This is a genomic window from Nocardia albiluteola, assembly GCF_018860155.1.
Lineage (GTDB): Bacteria > Actinomycetota > Actinomycetes > Mycobacteriales > Mycobacteriaceae > Nocardia > Nocardia albiluteola.
In genome coordinates, this window is record NZ_JAHKNI010000006.1 from 190,738 (window position 1) to 211,055 (window position 20,318).

18 protein-coding genes are annotated in these 20,318 nt (G+C 68.3%); 11 read left to right on the forward strand and 7 right to left on the reverse strand.

Features of this window, described 5'->3' with window-relative positions:
• Positions 1-161: 161 nt before the first annotated feature.
• Together KO481_RS19365 and KO481_RS19370 are read left to right on the forward strand one after the other, a co-directional pair.
• On the forward strand, positions 162-989 hold the full coding sequence (locus KO481_RS19365; RefSeq protein WP_215918596.1) for a GNAT family N-acetyltransferase: 828 nt from the start codon (positions 162-164) through the stop codon (positions 987-989).
• A gap of 6 nt (positions 990-995) precedes the next feature.
• Complete coding sequence (locus KO481_RS19370) at positions 996-2,024, forward strand: lysophospholipid acyltransferase family protein (protein WP_308166684.1); 1,029 nt, start codon at positions 996-998, stop codon at positions 2,022-2,024.
• A 457-nt stretch (positions 2,025-2,481) separates the two neighbouring features.
• Here KO481_RS19370 and KO481_RS19375 read toward each other — a convergent pair whose 3' ends face one another.
• The 7 genes from KO481_RS19375 to KO481_RS19405 form a co-directional block, all read right to left on the reverse strand.
• Positions 2,482-3,156 carry a GntR family transcriptional regulator gene (locus KO481_RS19375; RefSeq protein WP_215918597.1) on the reverse strand — a complete coding sequence of 225 codons (675 nt, stop codon included), beginning with the start codon at positions 3,154-3,156 and terminating at the stop codon, positions 2,482-2,484.
• A gap of 168 nt (positions 3,157-3,324) precedes the next feature.
• A complete protein-coding gene (locus tag KO481_RS19380; RefSeq protein ID WP_215918598.1) occupies positions 3,325-4,377 on the reverse strand; it encodes a proline racemase family protein in 1,053 nt (350 codons plus the stop codon).
• 1 nt (position 4,378) lies between these two features.
• Positions 4,379-5,101: an ABC transporter ATP-binding protein gene (locus tag KO481_RS19385; RefSeq protein WP_215918599.1), complete on the reverse strand. Its 723-nt coding sequence runs from the start codon at positions 5,099-5,101 to the stop codon at positions 4,379-4,381.
• Complete coding sequence (locus KO481_RS19390) at positions 5,098-5,988, reverse strand: ABC transporter ATP-binding protein (protein ID WP_308166685.1); 891 nt, start codon at positions 5,986-5,988, stop codon at positions 5,098-5,100. Before KO481_RS19390 ends, KO481_RS19385 begins: the two co-directional genes overlap by 4 nt.
• Complete coding sequence (locus KO481_RS19395) at positions 5,985-7,109, reverse strand: branched-chain amino acid ABC transporter permease (RefSeq protein WP_215918600.1); 1,125 nt, start codon at positions 7,107-7,109, stop codon at positions 5,985-5,987. The genes KO481_RS19390 and KO481_RS19395 overlap by 4 nt, the downstream gene beginning before the upstream one ends.
• Positions 7,109-8,020 carry a branched-chain amino acid ABC transporter permease gene (locus KO481_RS19400; protein ID WP_215918601.1) on the reverse strand — a complete coding sequence of 304 codons (912 nt, stop codon included), beginning with the start codon at positions 8,018-8,020 and terminating at the stop codon, positions 7,109-7,111. Before KO481_RS19400 ends, KO481_RS19395 begins: the two co-directional genes overlap by 1 nt.
• A 96-nt stretch (positions 8,021-8,116) precedes the next feature.
• On the reverse strand, positions 8,117-9,271 hold the full coding sequence (locus KO481_RS19405; protein WP_215918602.1) for a branched-chain amino acid ABC transporter substrate-binding protein: 1,155 nt from the start codon (positions 9,269-9,271) through the stop codon (positions 8,117-8,119).
• 249 nt (positions 9,272-9,520) lie between these two features.
• Between KO481_RS19405 and KO481_RS19410 the strand changes: the two genes are divergently transcribed.
• The 9 genes from KO481_RS19410 to mnmA all read left to right on the forward strand — a co-directional run bounded on the left by KO481_RS19410 (position 9,521) and on the right by mnmA (position 20,127).
• Positions 9,521-10,429, forward strand: coding sequence for a dihydrodipicolinate synthase family protein (locus tag KO481_RS19410; RefSeq protein ID WP_215918603.1), 909 nt, complete (start codon positions 9,521-9,523; stop codon positions 10,427-10,429).
• 85 nt (positions 10,430-10,514) lie between these two features.
• Complete coding sequence (locus KO481_RS19415) at positions 10,515-11,543, forward strand: ornithine cyclodeaminase family protein (RefSeq protein ID WP_245401173.1); 1,029 nt, start codon at positions 10,515-10,517, stop codon at positions 11,541-11,543.
• Between the two features lie 30 nt (positions 11,544-11,573).
• On the forward strand, positions 11,574-13,019 hold the full coding sequence (locus KO481_RS19420; protein WP_308166686.1) for an aldehyde dehydrogenase (NADP(+)): 1,446 nt from the start codon (positions 11,574-11,576) through the stop codon (positions 13,017-13,019).
• A 60-nt stretch (positions 13,020-13,079) separates the two neighbouring features.
• On the forward strand, positions 13,080-14,072 hold the full coding sequence (locus KO481_RS19425) for a proline racemase family protein (RefSeq protein WP_308166687.1): 993 nt from the start codon (positions 13,080-13,082) through the stop codon (positions 14,070-14,072).
• 31 nt (positions 14,073-14,103) lie between these two features.
• Complete coding sequence (locus KO481_RS19430) at positions 14,104-15,282, forward strand: NAD(P)/FAD-dependent oxidoreductase (RefSeq protein WP_215918605.1); 1,179 nt, start codon at positions 14,104-14,106, stop codon at positions 15,280-15,282.
• The gene (locus KO481_RS19435) at positions 15,279-15,632 is read left to right on the forward strand and encodes a (2Fe-2S)-binding protein (RefSeq protein WP_215918606.1); all 354 of its coding nucleotides are present in this window, start codon (positions 15,279-15,281) and stop codon (positions 15,630-15,632) included. The genes KO481_RS19430 and KO481_RS19435 overlap by 4 nt, the downstream gene beginning before the upstream one ends.
• Complete coding sequence (locus KO481_RS19440) at positions 15,629-17,143, forward strand: FAD-dependent oxidoreductase (RefSeq protein ID WP_215918607.1); 1,515 nt, start codon at positions 15,629-15,631, stop codon at positions 17,141-17,143. The genes KO481_RS19435 and KO481_RS19440 overlap by 4 nt, the downstream gene beginning before the upstream one ends.
• Before the next feature lie 636 nt (positions 17,144-17,779).
• A complete protein-coding gene (locus tag KO481_RS19445) occupies positions 17,780-19,003 on the forward strand; it encodes a cysteine desulfurase family protein (protein ID WP_215918608.1) in 1,224 nt (407 codons plus the stop codon).
• Positions 19,003-20,127 carry a tRNA 2-thiouridine(34) synthase MnmA gene (gene mnmA, locus KO481_RS19450; protein ID WP_215918609.1) on the forward strand — a complete coding sequence of 375 codons (1,125 nt, stop codon included), beginning with the start codon at positions 19,003-19,005 and terminating at the stop codon, positions 20,125-20,127. Before KO481_RS19445 ends, mnmA begins: the two co-directional genes overlap by 1 nt.
• Positions 20,128-20,318: the final 191 nt, after the last annotated feature.

A 20,318-nucleotide genomic window follows, 5' to 3' on the forward strand; every position in this document is an offset into this window, starting at 1 on the left:
CACGAGCAGGCGTCCGGGAACGAGACTGTTCGGAAACTGGGCGAACTGGGCGCATCGGCGTGGTGAACGTCCGGTGTGACGCTCGTCTCGTTCACCCGACTGGCATCGAAACGACACTCGGCGGTCGCCCCAGGGCCGATTCGGGCTGGCTTCATCAGGACATGGCGACAAAGGCAGTATCAGATACCGCCCTTTTCACTCCGGGGGCGGCCCGCTCGACGCAGCCACAATACTCCCTCGTGGTGTCCTCCGATCTCGAGCACCGTACCGCGGCGCAGCGCCTGCGCTACCAGGTGTTCGCCGGAGAACCGGGCTTCAACATCCCCGAGCGCGCGGACGGGCTGGACGCCGACGTCTTCGACGAGCACTGCGACCACCTGCTGGTGCGCGACGAGCTGACCGATCAGTTCGTCGGCTGCTATCGGATGCTGCCGCCGGACAAGGTCGCGGCGGCCGGGGGTTACTACACGGCCACCGAATTCGACCTCACCGCAATGGATCCCGAGGGGCATCGGATGGTGGAGATGGGCCGGGCCTGTGTGGTACCCGATCATCGCAACGGTTCGGTGCTGACGCTCATGTGGGCGGGCATTCTGCACTACATCCAGCTCACCGGCTACGACTGGGTGATGGGCTGCGTCTCGGTGCCCATGCAGGACAGCCCCGCGGATCCGGCCGGGGTGAACGTGCGCGGTGTGCGGGATCTGTTGCTGTCCAAGCACGCCGGCGATCCGGCGCGGCGTGTGCGTCCGTTGAACCCGGTCGTCGTGGACGGACGCACTCTGGACGAGCTGGAACCGCCCGCGCGGCCGAAACTTCCACCGCTGCTTCGCGGTTACCTGCGCCTGGGTGCGTGGATCTGCGGCGAGCCGGCCCACGATCCCGACTTCGCGGTCGCCGATTTCGTCTGCCTGCTCGGCCTGGACACCATCAACCGCCGCTACCTCGAGCGTTTACAATCCGCCGCCACTGCCATGGATGGGCGGTGAGATCCGGTGCCTGCCTTATCGACTCCGGGTTCCTCGGTCCTGTCCTGTCCGCCCGGCGCGCCCGTGCACGCGTGGATGCCGTCGAGCCCCTGCAGTCCCGGCTGTGTCGAGACGGTCGCGCAGACCGGTGGGCTGCGCGCCGTGGGCCGGGCCATGGGCGTGGTCGGCCTGTTCGTCTCCTTCCCTGCGGTCAATGCACTTACCCCGCGCGGGCGGCGGCACGGTCTGCAACGCGGGTATGCCCGGGCCGTATTACGGTGCTGCGGAATCGGATTGCGCATCGTTGATCAGCGTTTCGGTGACGCCGGTGCACAAAAGCCGCTCGCCTGTGCCGATCCGGCGGGCGATGTGCCGGAGATACGGGCCGCCGGTGAGGGGCAGCTCGTCTCCGGCGCCGCCGATCCGCAGGGCCTGCTGGTCGTCGCCGGACATGTCGGCTGGACCGATGTGATCGCGCTGGCCGCCGTGCAGCCGATGGGCTTCGTGGCCCGCGCCGACCTGATCGAATGGCCACTGCTCGGCCGCCTGGCCCGGTTCATGCGGGTGATCCCCATCGAGCGGGAGCGGCTGCGGCAGCTGCCCGAGGTCATCTCGGCCATCGCCGCGCGCCTGCGCGCCGGTGATCGCGTCACGGTCTTCCCCGAGGGCACCACATGGTGCGGTCGTGCCCACGGCCGCCACCGCCCCGCGCTGTACCAGGCGGCCGTCGACACCGGCGCTGCGGTCCAGCCGATCCGCGTGCGCTACCTCGATCGCGACGGCAATGTGTCCACCGTCCCCGGCTTCGTCGGGACCGACACCTTTCTGGATTCCGTCAGCCGGGTGCTGCACTCCAAGGGCGTGACCGCCGAGATCGTGCTGCTCCCGCGCCAGACTCCCGGGCCGGACCGCCACGACCTTGCCCGACGCTGCGAGCAGGCGATCCGCGGCCCGGAAACGGTCGACATCGACGCCCACGCCACTGCGGTGGGCACCGGTCCGACCCGGGAGATCGTCCAGGACAACGAAATTCGCTCGACGGCGACCGTATCGTAAGGGTGTGACCCACCGTACCCCGCAGCGGAAGAAGCGGCTCAGCCTCGAGCACTCGGGGTAGCTGACATCGGCCTGGTTACCCAATCCGACGTAGGTGTGCAGGCCCGGGCCGCGCACCGCAATGGTGTCGCGGACCAGCGACAGCAACATGTTCCCACTCTGTGTGATCACCGTGATCGGTCCCGGCGGTATGTCGGGCAGGCCCACCAGATTCGCGCCGGTTGCCACGTTCATCAACCCCGAGGTGTTGGGACCTACCACCCGGATCCCGGTCTCGGCGATGACCGCGCGCAGAGCAGCATCCAAGCCGAACCCTCAGGACCGCAATGCAGAAGAGTTCGAACATTGACAGCAACTTCGCGCACCGGGCGGCCGGAGTCGATCACCCGATGTGCCGCCTCCACCCGATATTCGGGTGAATGCGATCGATGCGGGCACGCCCTCCGTCGAGTCCGGTCTATTCGGCCCAGATGTCTCGGACGTGGCCGATGTGGCGGCGGATCAGCTGTTCGGCCGATTCCGCGGCTCCCTGTTCGATGAGATTGAGGATCTCCACGTGCTCGTGGGCGGAAGGAATGAGTTCACCGCGTTCGGCGAGTGGGCGGACGCCATAGAGGCGGGAGCGGGATCGCAGTGACCGCACCGTTTCGACCAACTCGTTGTTGCCCGCGAGGCTGAGGAGGCGACAGTGGAATTCGGTGTCGATGGAGATGTAGGTGATGAAATCGTGCTCGGTCGCGGCCTTTTCGATGCCGAAGGCCAGGGTGCGCAGTTCGGCGAGCTGCTGGGGGTCGATGCCGGCGTCGGCGACCTTGCGTACGGTCGGGACCTCGATGAGCAGGCGGACTTCGGCGAGGTTGTCCAGCTCCTGTTCGGATGGCTCGCGAATGCGAAAGCCCTTGTTGCGCACGGTTTCGACCAAGCCCTCCTTGGCCAGGTCGATCATTGCTTCGCGGACCGGAGTCGCGGACACGCCGAACTGTTCGGCCAGTCCGGGGGCCGAGTACACGACGTCGGGGCGCAACTCGCCGGTAATGATCGCCCCGCGCAACTTCTCGATGATCACGTCGCGCATGCTCCTCCGGGGGAGGAACGACGTCAGTGTCGAGACCGGCGTATCGGTAGCGGACATCATTGCCTTCTTGTTGCGTGTGGGCGGATGAACGACGACCACGGGGATCGGCCCGTGTGATCTGGTCAGTTGCTATGGTACAGGCGAGACGACCAGTGACATATCACATATTACGTGCGCCATCGGGGACGGACCAAATCGCCGGTCCTCTCATCGATCCGTGGATCCTCACCTGAGGATGAAGCCGGGAACCAGCGAGTCGCGCGGGTCCACGACAAAGCGGCTGTCTCCCAACTTGTGCGCCGTGCCGACGACCTCGGGCACGACCGCGTCGTGACCGTCGGCCTGGACCCGCGCCACGGCCCGAGCGCGGAATCTGCTGCCGACGATCGAGTCGTGCACCAGAACCTCACCGTCGGCGAGACGTCCCTGGCTGGTCAGATGCGCGACCCTGGCCGCGGTGCCGGACCCGCACGGGGACCGATCGACCTCGCCGTCGGAGAACACCACGACATTGCGCTGGTGCAGCGCACCCTCGGCACTGAGTCCCTCGAACGCCTGGGAGGCGGTCGCGTCGTCGGGGTCGACGTCCTCGGTGAACATCGTTGCGTAGACGCCGGACAGGCGCGGGTCGCTCGGGTGCTCCGCCACGCGGGCGGCGTTGAGGCCATCCCGGATCTGGCGACCGATCCGAATCAGGTCGGGCAGGTCCGCGGGGCGAACGGCCAGGCCGAGGTCCGCGGCGGACACGACGGCGTACATCGCACCGCCGAAGGCGATGTCGCACCTGACGCGGCCACGGTCGGTCTCGACGTCGAGACCGGTGGAGTGCACCCAGCTCGGGACGTTGACGAACGAGACGTGGGCGATCTCGCCCGCCTCGAACGCAACGCGGGCGGTGACCCGCCCGGAGGGTACGTCGATCCGTACGTCGCGAGTGCCCTGCTCGAGTCGCGGCACGAGGCCGGATTCGACGGCCCACACACCCAGCGCGATGGTGCCGTGGCCGCACGCGGTGGAGAAGCCGTCCTTGTGCCAGAACAGCACCCCGAGATCGGCACCGTCGTCGTCGGGCTCGGTGACGAAGCCGCCGTACATGTCTGCGTGGCCGCGTGGCTCGCTGCACAGGAGCGCGCGCGCATGCTGCACCTGCGGGCTCGCGATCCCCCGGACCCGCTTGTCCGCCACGGTGGCGCCCTCGAGCCGGACCGCTCCGTGGGCGACGATCCGGAACGGCTCACCGCCGGTGTGGTAGTCCACTGTCTCGAAGCTGAACGACATCTCAGGCGCCAAGGTAGGCCTCCACTACTCGGGGATTGGTCCGCAACTCCTCCGAGGACCCCTCGAGGCTGGTCACGCCCGCCTCGAGTACGTAGCCGCGGGTGGCCACGGTAAGCGCGGACCGGGCGTTCTGCTCGATGAGGAGTACGGCGGTGCCCCGCTCGTTGATGGTTCGCACGACCTGCATGATCTGGGCGACCATGAGGGGGGCGAGTCCCATGGACGGCTCGTCGAGCATGAGCAGGCGCGGCGCGGCGATCATCGCGCGCCCCATCGCCAGCATCTGCTGCTCGCCGCCGGACAGGGTGCCGCCGTGCTGGTTGCGGCGGTCGCGCAGCCGCGGTAGCAGCTCGTACACCTCCTGGATCCGCTCCTCGATCGCCTTGCTGTCACGGACGGTGTATCCACCGATGAGCAGGTTCTCGTGGACGCTGAGCCGGGGGAAGATCCGCCGGCCTTCGGGCACGTGGACGATGCCCATCTCGACGAGCTCCCAGGGCTTGGCTGCGGTGATCTCCTTGCCGAACGCCCTGATCCGCCCCGACGTCGCGCGCACCAGACCGGAGATCGTGGCGACGGTGGTCGACTTGCCAGCGCCGTTGTTGCCGAGCAGCGACACCGTCTCGCCTTCACCGACCGTCAGCGACAGACCGCGCAGCGCCTCGACCCGTCCGTAGTTGACCACGAGGTCCTCGACCTCGAGGACAGGGGTAACTGTGCTCACGACTCGCCCTTCTCGCTCGGTGCCGCGGTGTGATCGCCGAAAATCTCCTCGTCGGTGGCGGCGGCCACCGCTTCGGCCTCGGCGTCGTCGGTGCCCAGATAGGCCTCGACGACTCTGGGGTCGGTGCGGATCTGGTGGGGTGTGCCGTCCGCGATCTCCTTGCCGTAGTTGAGGACGACGATGCGTTCGGAGACCTCCATGACCAGGCCCATGTCGTGCTCGATGAGCACGACCGCGGTCCCGAGGTCGCTGATGCGGCGCAGTAGGGCGAGCAGGTCCTCCTTCTCGTTGTGGTTCAGTCCGGCCGCGGGCTCGTCGAGCAGGAGCATCTTCGGTTCACGGGCCAGGGCCCGGGCGATCTCGACGCGGCGCTGCTCGCCGTACGGCAGGTTGCGCACTTCGTGGACCCGGCTCCCGCGCGCTCCGACGAAGTCGAGCCAGCGGTGCGCCTCATCGGTCGCGGTTTGCTCGCTGCGGTGGTACCGGGGAGTGTGCAGGACGGCGTCGAGGGCGTTCTGCCGGATCCGCACATGCATCCCCGCGCGCACGTTGTCCAGGACGCTGAGCTCGCCGAACAGCCGCAGGTTCTGGAACGTGCGGGCGACCCCGCGCGCGGCGATGACGGCGGGACGTTTGCCGGTGATATCGCTGCCGTCGAAGGTGACCTGCCCCGCCGACGGCTTGTAGAAGCCGGTAATGCAGTTGAAGGCGCTGGTCTTGCCGGCACCGTTCGGGCCGATTACCGAGAGGACCTCCCCTTCGTGCACGTCGAAGGTCAGGCCATTGACGGCAGTGACTCCGCCGAAGGCCACTGTCATGTCACGGACTTGGAGCAGCCCCGTGGCCGACGAACCGTTCCTTGCCAACTTGCCGTGTTTCGCGGTCACGGTGCGACCTCCTTTGCCGCCGTGCGGGCTCGTCGCTTCTCGATCCGCGACGGCTTTTCGTCGCCCCGGTGCGGCCAGATGCCCTGCGGGCGGAACAGCATCACGATGATGAGGAGGACGCCGAAGACGAGATAGCGCCAGTTCTCCGCTCCTCGTAGCAGCTCGGGGAGCAGGGAGATGACGAGCGCGCCGATGACGACGCCGGGCGTTGAGCCCATCCCGCCGAGGACCACCGCCATGAGAATGAGCGCCGACCAGAGGAAGTTGAAGCTAGTTGGCGAGATCGCCGTCTGGTGCACCGCGAAGAGCACACCGGCTATCCCGCCGAAGATCGCTCCGGTGATGTACGCCGCGAACTTCACCCGGTAGGTGTGGATGCCCATCGCCTCCGCGGCGTCCTCGTCCTCGCGCACGAACCGCCAGGCCCGGCCCAGCCGCCCCTTGCCGAGCCGCGCCGAAGCCAACACCGCTGCTGCGACGACAGCGACGACGATCCAGTACGTCGTGATGTCGGAACGCAGGCCGAAGTCGCCGAAGTTCGGGATACCGAAGATCCCGTTCGGGCCGCCCGTGATATCGAGATTGTTCGCGGTGATCCGGATGATCTCGCCGAATCCGAGGGTGACGATGGCGAGGTAGTCACTGCGCAGTCGCAAGGTTGGGCCGCCGATCACCACCCCGCCGATGACGGCTGCGATCACGACGACTGGGATCGTGAGCAGAATGGGCCACCCCAGCGATGTGGTGAGGATGCCGGATGTGTAGGCGCCGATCGCGAAGAAGGCGGCGAAGCCCAGGTCGAGCAGACCGCAGTAGCCCACGACGATATTCAGGCCGACGGCGAGCATCACGAAGATGAGTGCGTCCGTTGCGATCCGGATGCTGTAAGACGAGGAGTTGACGAACGGCAGCGCAACGGCAAGGGCCATCACAACCCAGCCGAACAGCGGGTGGCTGATCGCGCGGCTTACCGGCGTGACACGGCCGGCTGCATCTGCGGGCGCGAGGCCGGAGCCGACGCGACCGACCGTGGACTTGCCGGCCTCGTCGACGGCTTGCACGAAGCCGGAGGGGGCGTCGACGGCCCCGTCTCGGGCCGGGATCGAGTTATCGTTGCTCATCAGACCCGCTCCGTCACTCGCTCGCCGAGCAGACCGGTTGGTCGGACGGTCAGGAACAGGATCAGGAAGCCGAAGGCGAAGACGTCTCGCCACTCGCTGCCGAGCGCGGCGGTTCCGAAGGACTCGAGCAGCCCGAGAACGACAGCGCCGAGAACGGCGCCCCGCAGGTTGCCGATGCCGCCGATCACTGCGGCGGTGAACGCCTTGAGGCCGATGATGAAGCCCATGAGGAAGTCCACCTTCCCGTAATACGCGCCGGCCATGACTCCGGCCGCACCGGCCAGCGCCGAGCCGATGAAGAAGGTGCGCGAGATGACGCGGTCGACGTTGATGCCCATCAGCAGGCAGGCTTTCGGATCCTGCGAGATCGCACGCATCGCGCGACCCGCCCGGGTCCTGTTGACGAGCTGGTCGAGGGCGATCATGAGGCCGACGGCGATCACCGTCATGGCGAGCTGGGCGTAGGTGACCCGGGTGCCCAGCACGGAGATGGCACCGTTGCCGAAGCCGACTGGATAGACACGCGGGTTCGGGCCGAACCCGACGGCGATGCCGTACTCCAGCGCGAAGCTGGCGCCGACCGCAGTGATCAGCACCGACAACCGCGGTGCTCCGCGCAGCGGCCGGTAGGCGACCCGCTCGAGGACGAGCCCCACGGTGCCGGTGACCAGCATTGCCACCACCATGATCAGGATGAGTACGACGATCGAGCCACCCCCGCCCAGCGAGCCGGCAGCCGCGGTCAGCAGCGCATAGCCCGCGAAGGCACCGAGCATGTAGATGTCACCGTGGGCGAAGTTCAGCAGTTTGATGATGCCGTAGACCATCGAGTAGCCGAGCGCGACGAGAGCGTAGAACGAGCCGACGAACAGGCCGTTCAGGATCAATTGGATGAAATATTGCAGGTCCATGGCACAGTCCTAAATGCCGGGAGCTGGCGGGGCCAGCAGGAGAGGGTGATGCGGCGGGCTCGCCGGCGCGGGCTATTGGCGTCGGCGAGCCGAGGGTCACTTGTTGAGCACGAAGGTGTTGCCCTGGACCACGAGGATGCCGAAGCCGCCCTCGCTGAGGGTGTGCTCCGGGGTGAACTTGAGCTTCCCGCTGAAGATCGGGAACCCGTCGATCTTCTCCAGCGCGGCGACGATGTCGCTGCCCTTGGTCGAGTTGGCTTTCTTGATCGCCTCGGCTGCCACGCGCACGGCGTCGTACGACTGCGTCGAGTAGGGCCCGGGGTCGGCCTTGAAGGCGGCCTTGTAGTCGGCGATCCACTTCTCGCCGCCAGCAATCGTCTGCGGCGTCTGCGTCATGGTCGCCAACACGCCCTGGGCGTTGGCGGCACCGGCGATGGAGATCATCTGCTCGTCGACGGATCCGTCCGCGACCATGATCTTGCCGGTGTAACCCGCCGCGCGAAGCTGCTTTATGAGCAGCCCGCCCTCTTGGTAGTAGCCGGTCCAGTACACGAAGTCCGGCTTCGAGTTGAGGATCGAGGTCACCGCAGCGGAGTAGTCCGACTCGCCAGCGGTCACCGACTCGTGGTCCACGACCTTGACCGATCCGACTGCCCCGAGTTTGTCCCCGGTGCGGGTGCTGATGTCCTTGGAGTACGACGTGTTGTCGTCTGCCAGCGCGACGGCCTTGACGCCGGAGGACTTGATGAAATCGACCGCCGCTTGGGCCTGCTGGGCACCGGTGCCGTTGAGCAGGAAGACATTCGGCAGCTTGCTCTTGACCAGGTCGTTGGAGTTCGCGGCCGGGATGATCATCGGGACGTCGGCCTTGTTGAAGATCGAGAGCGTCGGCAGGGTCGCCGACGAGCAGTAGCCGCCGACTGACACGGTCACGCCCTCGGTGACGAGCTTGGCGGCCGCCGACGCTGCTGTCCTCGGGTCACACGCATCGTCTTCGGGGACGAGCTCGAGCTTGCGGCCGAGCACACCGCCGGAGGCGTTGATCTCGTCGATCGCGAGCTGCGCGCCGTTCTTCATGTACGGCCCGATCGCGGCGCTGCTGCCACTCAGCGGCGCTGCCATGCCCAGCCGGATGTCGCCCTTTCCGCCGTCACCTCCGCCGCCCGCCGCCAGACCGCCCCCGCCACAGGCAGACAGGGTCAAGGTCAGGGCGACTGCCGCCGTGGCGCCGATCCACGCTTTACGAATCATGTGTATCTCCACTCCTGGTCAACGCCTCAGGCGTCAGGTCCGCGCTAAGCCACCGCGGTGTGACTCTGCTGGAACCGAGGCCTAGCGTAGAGACCGAATACGGCTAGTGCAATAGCACATTGCATAAAGTTCTCGCGGGAGGCAGACTGAAGCCGGCGCCCCGGAGGCTCACCGAACAAGCCTCTTGCGAATCGCAGTGCAATATCACATTCTATTCGTGCTCATCCTTGATTCAGGAGACTCCACAACATGACCATCTCGAAAGAGAACCCCTGGCGCGGCCTCTACACCGCGACCGCACTGCCGTTCAACGACGACCTCAGCGTCGACTACGACGGCTACGCCAGGCACGTCTCATGGCTGGCCGCCAACGGCACCGATGGCGTGTGCCCGTCCGGCTCGCTGGGCGAGTACCAGACGCTGACCCCCGAAGAGCGCGCCCGCGTGGTCGAGGTGGCGGTGCAGGCCTCGCCCGAAGGGTTCGGCGTGATGCCCGGCGTGGCAGCGTACGGCTCGAGGGAGACCATTCGCTGGATCGAGCAGGCGGCCGAGGTCGGCGCCCAGTCGGTGCTGCTGCTTCCGCCGAACATCTACCGTGCGGACCGTCAGTCGGTGCTCAACCACTATCGCGAGGCTGCCAAGGTCGGGCTGCCGATCGTGGCGTACAACAACCCTTACGACACCAAGGTCGACCTGACCCCGGACCTGCTGGCCGAACTCCACTCGGAGGGTCTGATCAAGGCGGTCAAGGAGTTCTCCGGCGACGTTCGCCGCGTCTACGAGATCCAGGAGCTGGCACCGGATCTGGATATCCTCATCGGCTCCGACGACGTCGTGGTCGAGTTCGGCCTGGCCGGCGCGGTCGGCTGGATCGCGGGCTACCCCAACGCGATTCCCGAGGCCACCGCCGAGCTGTACCGGCTGGCAACCTCCGGCAACGTCGAGGACCTGAAGGCGGCCATGCCGCTCTACCGCGACCTGCACTCCCTGCTGCGGTGGGACTCGAAGACCGAGTTCGTCCAGGCGATCAAGCTGTCGATGGACATCGCCGGCCGCAAGGGCGGTCAGTGCCGCCCGCCGCGCAGCCCATTGACCGCCGAGCAGGCCGAGACGATACGCCGCGACACCGAGGCCGCTCTGGCCAAGGGCTACCGCTGATCGTGGTTGGGCGTGCAGCCCGGGATCGCCGTCGAACGATCCCGTGTTGCTGATGAGGGGCGAGAGCCTCGGAGAGGAAGAGATCATGATGGCACCCAGTGGGCAGACCACCGGCGCAGGTGGTCGTTCGACTGGTCTGACCCACCTCAGCGCAGTCGCCATCGCGGAGCTCGTCGACGGACCCAGTGCGGTCCGCGTCCTCACCGAGGCTCTCGTATCAGGGCACGTCGATCCCGAACAGGACAGCCCGAGGCTCTTCGCGCCCTCCGGGCCGGGCGCCGAGTTCCTGATGATGCCCAGCGCTACCGGCGGCGCGTCGGGAGTCAAGGTTCTCACCCTCGCGCCGGACAACCCCGAGGACGGACACCCGAACGTCCAAGGCGTCTACGTCTTGTTCGAAACCGAGCACCACGCGCCACTGGCGGTTCTCGACGCTGCGGAGCTGACACTGGTGCGCACCCCGGCCACTACGGTGATGGCCGCGCAACACCTCATCGCCGCCCGCCTCGGCGTAGATCCTGGATCCGCGGTTCGCGCACAGCGGGTGGTCGTCTTCGGCGCCGGCCCGCAGGCCGAGCGCCATATCGCGTACCTCAACGCCGTCCTGCACCCTGACGACATCGCCGTGGTGGGACGCCGCCCTGAGGGGGTAGACCCGCTCGTCGCACGGTCGGCCGCTCTCGGCGCTCCGGTCCGACCCGCCGACGCCGCGCGGGACCTGCCGCGGGCGGACCTCATTGTCTGTGCCACGTCCTCCCGCACTCCGCTCTTCGACGCCGGCGATGTACCCGCCGATGCCGTGGTGTGCGCGATCGGCGTACACGGCCCCGACAAGCGCGAACTCCCCGCGGAGCTGGTGCTCAATGCCGATGTCGTGGTGGAGAGCCGGGCCTCGGCGATGCGTGAGTCGGGCAACCTGCTCCTTGCCCGGCCGGCGACCGAGTGGGTCGCGGACGCCGAGCGAGGACGCCCGCTGGCCAATCTGGCCGAACTGGTGACCGGCCGCTTCACCCCGTCGCCCGGTCGCCCGGCGGTCTTCTCCGGAGTGGGCATGGCCTGGGAGGACCTGGTTGTGGCGCAGCACGCCTACGACCGCTACCGGCAACGCGCGTGACGCGCCAAGATCTATGTCCACGTTGGAGGAATGATGTATGACACCCGCACCGACCGCATCGACCATATTGTCCTCGGTGCGCAACGGGCCGCGACGCAGTGGTCCAGCCGAACCCGCACCGAGCGCGCCGCAGTGCTGCGGGCCGTTGCGGACCGGCTCGATGGTGCCGCCGACATGCTGGTCCCGCTCGCCATCCGGGAGACGCGCCTCACCGAGCAACGGCTCCGCGGCGAGCTGGCGCGCACGACGTTCCAGCTGAGGCTGTTCGCCGAGACGGTGAACGAGGGCGGCTACCTGGACGCGCGCGTGGACCACGCGGATCCGGACTGGTCGATGGGGCCGCGACCGGACCTGCGGCGTACCCGCGTCCCCTACGGCCCGGTGGTAGTGTTCGCCGCCTCCAACTTCCCCTTCGCGTTCTCCGTGGCCGGCGGCGACACCGCCTCTGCCCTCGCTGCCGGATGCTCCGTGATCGTGAAGGCACATCCGGGCCATGTCGGGCTCTCCGCCGCGACGGCGCAGGTGGTGACCGAGGCGTGCGACGAGTTCGGCGCACCGAGCGGGCTCCTGCAGATCGTCTACGGCCAGGAGGCCGGGGTGGTCGTGCTGACGCACCCGCAGGTGAAGGCTGCGGCGTTCACCGGCTCCATCCCCGGCGGGCGAGCGCTGTTCGACCTGGCGTCGTCGCGCCCGGAGCCGATCCCGTTCTACGGCGAGCTCGGGTCGGTGAACCCGGTATTCGTCACTGCCTCCGCGGACGCCGACCGCGGCGTGGACATCGCCGCCGGGCTGGTCGGGTCCTTCACGCTGGGTGCGGGCCAGTTCTGCACCAAGCCGGGCGTGGTCCTCGCACCCGGCGACTCCCACTTGTTGGCATCTTTGCGCGCCGGCGCGCTGCCGTCGGCCGCGCCGCTGCTCAACGACAAGATCACGGCCGGCTACCTGAGTGGCCAGCAGCAGCTGCGCCGGCATCCCGCTGTCACCGTGGTCGCCGAGGGGGAGGATCCGCTCAACGACCCGCCCGCTCCGACCGTCCTGTCCACCTCGGTGCAGGATCTGTTGGCCGACCCGGAAGCGCTGCTGGCGGAGTGTTTCGGCCCGACCGTCCTGATCGTCGAGTACGCCGACGAGCAGCAGCTGGTCGAGGTCGCAGAGCAGCTGGAGGGACAGCTCACCGCGACCCTGGTGGCCAACGAGGACGACCAGATCGCCGGGCAGCTGACGACCATCCTGGCCTCGAAGGCCGGCCGACTGCTGTGGAACCAGTGGCCCACGGGCGTCTCGGTGACCTACGCCCAGCAGCACGGAGGCCCTTACCCGGCAACTACCGCTGCCGGGACCACCTCGGTCGGCACCGCCGCCATCGATCGGTTCACCAGGCCGGTGGCCTATCAAGGATTCCCCGACTTCCTGCTTCCGAGCGAGCTGCGCGACGACGCCGACGTACCGCGCAGAGTTGACGGGAAGCTCACCTGATCCGCACCGCTGGAGTATCCGAGAAAGGGCAACATGAGGACAACACGCATCATTCACGCTGTGGACTCACACACCGAGGGCATGCCCACGCGCGTCATCACCGGCGGCGTCGGAGTCTTCCCCGGTGCCACGATGGCGGAGCGCCGCCAATGGTTCATCGACAACAACGACGAGCTGCGCACGCTGCTGATGTTCGAGCCGCGCGGCCACGCCTCCATGTCCGGATCGATCCTGCAGCCCCCTACCCGGCCTGATGCCGACTACGGCGTGCTCTTCATCGAGGTCTCGGGGCTCCTTCCGATGTGTGGCCACGGCACCATCGGTACGGCGACTGTGCTGGTCGAGACCGGGATGGTCCCCGTCGTCGAGCCGGTGACCACGATCCGCCTCGACACGCCGGCCGGTCTCGTCGTCGCCGAGGTCGCCGTACGAGACGGGCACGCGGAGTCGGTCACCATTACGAACGTGCCGTCGTTCAGCCTCGCTCTGGACCAGGTCGTCAAGGTCGAGGGGTACGGCGACGTCCGCTACGACATCGCGTTCGGGGGCAACTTCTACGCGATCGTCGACCTCGACGACCTCGAGCTGCCGTTCGACAGGGCGGCGAAGCAGCAGCTGATCGACGCGGGGCTGGCCATCATGGACGCGATCAACGAGCAGGCCAGGCCGGTGCACCCGGAGCGCTCGGACATCAACGGGTGCCACCACGTGTACCTCGAGGCGCCGGGTTCCACCGCCCAGCACTCCCGGCATGCCATGGCGATCTACCCCGGTTGGTTCGACCGGTCGCCCTGCGGCACTGGCACCAGTGCCCGGATGGCACAGCTGCACGCGCGAGGCGAACTCAGCCTCCATACCGACTTCGTCAACGAGTCGTTCATCGGGTCCACGTTCGTCGGCCGGCTCGTCGAGGAGGTCGAGCTTCCGGGCACCGAGGACGGCGAGACGATCCGTGCCGTCGTACCCACCATCACCGGACGGGCATGGGTCACCGGCACCGCGCAGTACATGCTCGACCCCACCGACCCATTCCCTGCGGGGTTCCTGCTGTGACCGCACTTTCCGGGCCTCCCGGGAGGGTGGCATGAGCGATCACCTGCCCAAGGGCGCAGAAGTCGTGGTGATCGGCGCGGGTGCGGTCGGCGCGGCCTGCGCGTACTTCCTGGCGCGGGAAGGCTTCCGCGTGCAGGTGCTCGAGCAGGGCCGGGTTGCGTCGGGGACCAGTAGCGCGGGTGAAGGCAACCTGCTGGTGTCGGACAAGGAGGCCGGCCACGAGCTGGACCTGGCTCTGTACTCGAACTCGGTGTGGCACGACGACCTGGCCGAGTTCGGTCAGCTATGGGAGTTCGAGTCCAAGGGCGGCTTCGTCGTCGCGTCGAGCCCCGAGGGCGCTGACGCGCTACGGGAACTCGGCGCCCGTCAGCGCCGGGCAGGCATCGAAACCGTGGACGTCGACGCAGCCGACATTCGCCAGTACGAGCCGTACATCCGCAGCGGCCTGGCGGCAGCCGCGTACTACCCGCAAGACGCCCAAGTGCAGCCCATGCTTCTCACCGCCCATCTGCTGCGGCTGGCACGAGGCATGGGGGCTGTCATCTCCACAGGTATCGAAGTCACCGGGATCGAGCACCATGACCTGGGGGGCGAACGACGAGTCAAAGCCGTCCGCACCAGTCGAGGAACTATCGCCTGCGACCACGTGGTGAACGCCGCCGGCACCTGGGCGAGCGAGATCGCGGCGATGGCTGGGGTCGACGTACCCGTCCTTCCCCGGCGTGGCTTCGTGCTCGTGACCGAGCCGCTGCCGCCCACGATCAACCGCAAGGTGTACGCCGGCGAGTACGTCGCCTCGACGCAATCCTCCGACGAAAGCCTGCAGACCTCTACCGTGATCGAGGGAACGCAGGCCGGGACCATCCTGATCGGGTCCTCGCGGGAGCGGGTCGGGTTCGACCGCACCGTGTCGTTGCCGGTTCTGCGCGAGATCGCCGCCAAGGCCCTGGCGTTGTTCCCTTCGCTGGCCCGGGTCCGCATCATGCGCACCTACATGGGGTTCCGGCCGTACTGCCCCGACCATCTGCCCGTGATCGGCCACGACTCCCGCCTCACCGGGATGTGGCACGCGACCGGGCACGAGGGCGCCGGCATAGGGCTGTCGGTCGGCACCGCGAAGCTGTTGACTCAGGCGATGGCCGGCAAGTCGCCCGACCTGGACCTCTCCCCCTTCGCCCCCGCTCGCTTCTCGGCTGGTGACCACGCATGACAAGACATCCGAAAACCCAGGCCGGTCCGCGGACAGCTGAGGATGGCGGCACGTCCGTCGTACATCTCACCCTCAACGGCCAGGAGCTCCTCGCCCACCCCGGCCAGACCGTGGGTGCGGCACTCATCGACGCCGGGATCCAGTCCTGGCGCACCACCCGGAAGAACGGCCGCCCCCGAGGCCTCTTCTGTGGCATCGGGATCTGCTACGACTGCCTGATCACCGTCGACGGCGCACCCAACCAGCGCGCCTGCCTCGTCCCCGTCCGCGAAGGCATGCAGCTGAGCACGACCGCTGCGCCGGTCGGCCCGGCAACTGACGCTCCCAACGACGGAGGGACCGAGCGATGAGCACCAACCCGACCCCTCCTGGACAAACGGTCTGCGCGTTCGACGTAGCCGTCGTCGGTGCCGGCCCAGCCGGCCTGGCGGCCGCCGCAGCTGCGGCCGACCGGGGCAAAACCGTCGTGCTGGTGGACGCCGGTGCCCAGATCGGCGGCCAGTACTGGCGTCATCCGGACGAGCGCGCCCCGCGTGGGCCGGAGGCGGAAGGCCATCACGACTGGAAGCTGTTCACCGAGCTCCGCGAGAAGCTGCGCCGACACCGGCAGATGGGCGCGATGGTTCACCTTCCCAATGCCCAGGTGTGGTTCGTGGAGCCCACCGCGCCTGCCGACGCCGATGACCGGGAAGGGGGCTGGACCCTCCACCTGACTCCGACGATCGTGGGCGTCGACACCGCTGAATCGACGCCCAGGCTTGTCGTCGCCGCCAGGCTGATTCTCTGCCCAGGTGGGTACGACCGCCAGCTGCCCGTCCCCGGTTGGGACCTCCCCGGAGTCATGGCTGCCGGCGGCGTACAAGCCCTCCTGAAGGGACACCGCACAGTCGCCGGCCAGCGCGCTGTCGTCGCGGGAACGGGCCCCTTCCTCCTTCCGGTCGCCAAGCAGCTCGCCGATGCCGGAGCGACAGTCGTGGCCGTCTGCGAGGCCAATGCCCTGACCGGATGGGCGCGTCACGTCCGCGCCGTGGCAGCCCTTCCTGCCAAGGTCGCCGAGGGTGCGGAGTACGCCCTGGCGCTCGCGCGCCACCGGATCCCGTACCGGACTCGCACCGCGGTGACTCGCATCGACGCCGATCCCACCGGCGCCAAGGCGGTCCAACTGGCCAAGCTTGATGATGCGGGGCGGGTTGTCGGCCCCACGACGACCGTTGACGTAGACCTGGTCGCCCTGGGCTGGGGCTTCACCCCTTCGATGGAGCTCATCACCGCGGTGGGCGCCCAAACCAGGATCGACGTCGACCAGTCTCTCGTCGCCGTCGTCGACGACTCGCAGCGCAGCACCACGCCAGGTGTGTACGTCGCCGGTGAGGCAACCGGAGTCGGCGGGGCACTGCTTGCGGTAGCCGAGGGTGAACTTGCCGGGATCGCGGCGGCCGACGCGCTCGAGGTCCACGCTATGCACATTCGTCGACTGCGTGCGCGGATCCAGCGCCTCCGTGCCTTCGCCGCCGCCATGCACCAGGCGCACCCGGTTCCGGCGCGCTGGCATGAGTGGCTCACCCCGGACACCACGATCTGCCGGTGCGAGGAGGTCAGCTTCGACACCGTCTGTCGGGCCCGCGACGAGCTCGGCGCCACCGATGTACGGACCGTCAAACTGCTGGCGCGGCCAGGAATGGGCTGGTGCCAGGGGCGCGTGTGCGGGTTCGCCACAGCCCAGCTCGCCGCTGCCGCCGAGAACCGACCCCTCACCGTGGAGGATCTGCGACCGCTGGCCAAGCAGACCCTCTGCGCCCCCATAGCCTTGGAACTTCTGGCCCAGGTCACCTCGGAATCCACCGACGAGGCCCGCCGATGAAGTGAGGAAGGGCTGTCGTTGGTTGCTCTCAGCGCGGCCGGACACGTGCCCGGCCGGTACTCACCACGGTGGATCCAGACGAGGTCGCTGTATGCGCGATTCGGGAACTGGTGATCGACTCACACGCGCTGATCACTGAACTCGCTGGCCGCGCAGCGGAAGCGGGGGTCGAGCTGATCATCGGCACCGAGGCATCGCACGTCGTCGTGGAGAACGGAGCGGCGTGCAGACCTCCACGGTCGTGCTCGGGGCGTCGAATGTGGTGGTGTGCACGGGGATTGGTACCCGTGCGCTGCTCGATCGTTCGGGGTCGGTCGTCGCCGGGGAACTGACGTCCCGGTTGGAGACGATGATGGCGTTTCCCGGGCGTGCCGTACTCGCCTCGCGGTACGCACCGCAACGATTCGTGCGCGACGAGGCAGACTGGCCCGTCCCACTCTTGACGTCTACACCCATCTGGTGGACGGCCAGCAGGCAGGCGCACTCTCCCTGGTCGAAGCGTTGCACAGCGGTCTGCGGGAATACCGCAAGACGGTCATCGGGTTACGACTCGTGGGTAAATCGTAGAAAAATCGTAGAACCGGAAGGGATACCCCCAGGATGCCCAGGTCAACGGTCGGATAGGCTAATACGGTCATGAAGTCGGTCTTCCCGGGTGCGGTCGGTGCGGTGCCCCAGACGGTCTACCTCGATCACGCGGCCACCACACCGATGTTCCCTGCCGCCATCGAGGCGATGGCCGCTGCGCTGAGCACGGTCGGCAATGCCTCGTCGCTGCACGGGTCAGGGCGGGCCGCGCGGCGGACCCTCGAGGAGGCGCGGGAGTCGATCGCCGCCGATCTGGGGGCGCGGCCCTCGGAGGTGATCTTCACCTCGGGCGGGACCGAGAGCGACAATCTCGCCCTCAAGGGCATCTACTGGGCGCGCCGCGACGCCAGTCCCACGCGCACCCGGATCCTGGTGAGCGCGATCGAGCATCATGCGGTGCTCGACGCCGCCGAATGGCTCGAACAGCACGAGGGCGCCCGGGTGAGCCTGCTCGAGGTCGACCGTGACGGTGTGGTGTCCCCGCAGACGCTGCGCGCGGCCCTGGAGCGGCACGCCGACGAGGTCGCCCTGATCTCGGTCATGTGGGCCAACAACGAGGTCGGCACCATCGAGCCGATCACCGAATTGGCGGCCGTGGCACAGGAATTCGACGTGCCGCTGCATACCGACGCGGTGCAGGCCGCTGCCCAGCTGCCCATCGACTTCGGTGCGAGCGGTGCGGCCGCGGCCAGTTTCGCCGCGCACAAGCTCGGCGGGCCGCACGGCGCGGGCGTGCTGCTGCTGGGCCGCCAGGTGCCGTGTGTACCGCTGCTGCACGGCGGCGGGCACGAACGCGATCTGCGCTCGGGGTCCTCGGATGTGCCCGGCGCCGTCGGGCTGGCGACCGCGCTGCGCCAGACGGTGCGGGAAATGGCCGACCGCGCAGTGGAATTGACGCTGTTGCGTGACGAACTGATCGCCGGTGTGCGGGCCGCGGTGCCCGATGCGGTGCTCAACGGTCCCGCGCGCGGGCGGCTGCCCGGCATCGCGCACTTCACCTTCGCCGGCTGCGAGGGCGATTCGCTGCTGATGCTGCTGGATGCCGCCGGGGTCGAGTGCTCCACCGGATCGGCCTGCAACGCGGGGGTTTCCGCACCCAGCCACGTGCTGCTGGCAATGGGGGCGAACTCGCGCGAGGCCCGGGGATCGCTGCGATTCTCGCTGGGGCACACCACGACCCGAGCCGATATCGACAGAGTGCTCGAGGCGCTGCCGCCGGTGGTGGAGCGGGCTCGGGCGGCAGGATTGGCAAGTATGAAGGGAGGTATGTGATGAGAGTGCTTGCGGCAATGAGCGGCGGCGTGGATTCGGCCGTGGCCGCCGCGCGCGCGGTGGATGCGGGGCACGAGGTGGTCGGCGTGCATCTGGCGCTGTCCGAGGCGCCGGGGACGTTGCGTACCGGCTCCCGCGGCTGCTGCTCCAAGGAGGACGCCGGCGATGCCCGCCGGGCGGCCGATGTGCTCGGCATCCCTTTCTACGTCTGGGATTTCGCGGACCGGTTCAAGCAGGACGTGATCGACGATTTCGTCGCGTCCTATGCGGCGGGTGAGACGCCGAATCCGTGCCTGCGCTGCAACGAGAAGATCAAGTTTTCCGCGCTGGCCGATCGCGCGGTGGCACTGGGCTTCGACGCGGTGGCCACCGGTCACTACGCGCGCCTGGACGACGGCGTGCTGCGCCGCGCGGTCGACGTGGACAAGGATCAGTCCTATGTGCTCGCGGTGCTGACCGCCCAGCAGCTTTCGCGCGCGATGTTCCCCGTCGGGGACACTCCCAAGCCGCAGATCCGCGCCGAGGCTGCCGAGCGCGGGCTGGCGGTCGCGAACAAACCCGACTCACACGACATCTGCTTCATTCCCTCCGGCGACACCCGTGCGTTCCTGGGCGCCAGGATCGGCATCCGGCCGGGCGCGATCGTCGATTCGGGCGGGCACAAGCTCGGCGATCACGACGGCGTGCACGGCTTCACCATCGGTCAGCGCAAGGGACTCGGGCTGCCCGGCCCCGCCGCGGACGGGCGTCCCCGCTACGTCACCGGGATCGACCCCGACTCGGGAACCGTCCGCGTCGGTGCGGCCGAGGATCTCGACGTGTGGAGCGTGCGGGCGGATCGGGCGATCTGGACCTCCGGTGCGGCGCCCGCCGGCCCCCTCGAGTGCGTCGTGCAGGTGCGCGCGCACGGGGGCACCGCCCCCGCGATCGCCGAGGCCGTGGACGGCGGGCTCGTGGCGCGCCTGCGGGAGCCGTTGACCGGCGTCGCCCGTGGCCAGGCCGTCGTGCTGTACCGGCCGGACGCGCTCGGCGACGAGGTGATCGGCAGCGGCACCATCACCGGTACCGGAAGCGAGCGGGACGAGGTCGTCGCGACCCCGTCCGCCTCGAACAGCGGCGAGTGAGCCTGTCGGCGGCACTGCTGCGCCGGTGTCGCCGGAAAGCCGGAAGTCTTCGCCGTCGCGAACACGATGGTCGTTCCGCCGTGGGGCGGCTGTCGAATCGGCTGTCCGGAGAATCGCTCCTGCCCCGGGTGATGCGATGATCATCGGATGGTGGCGTATCCGCCTGCGAATCCGGGACGACAACGAGCGAG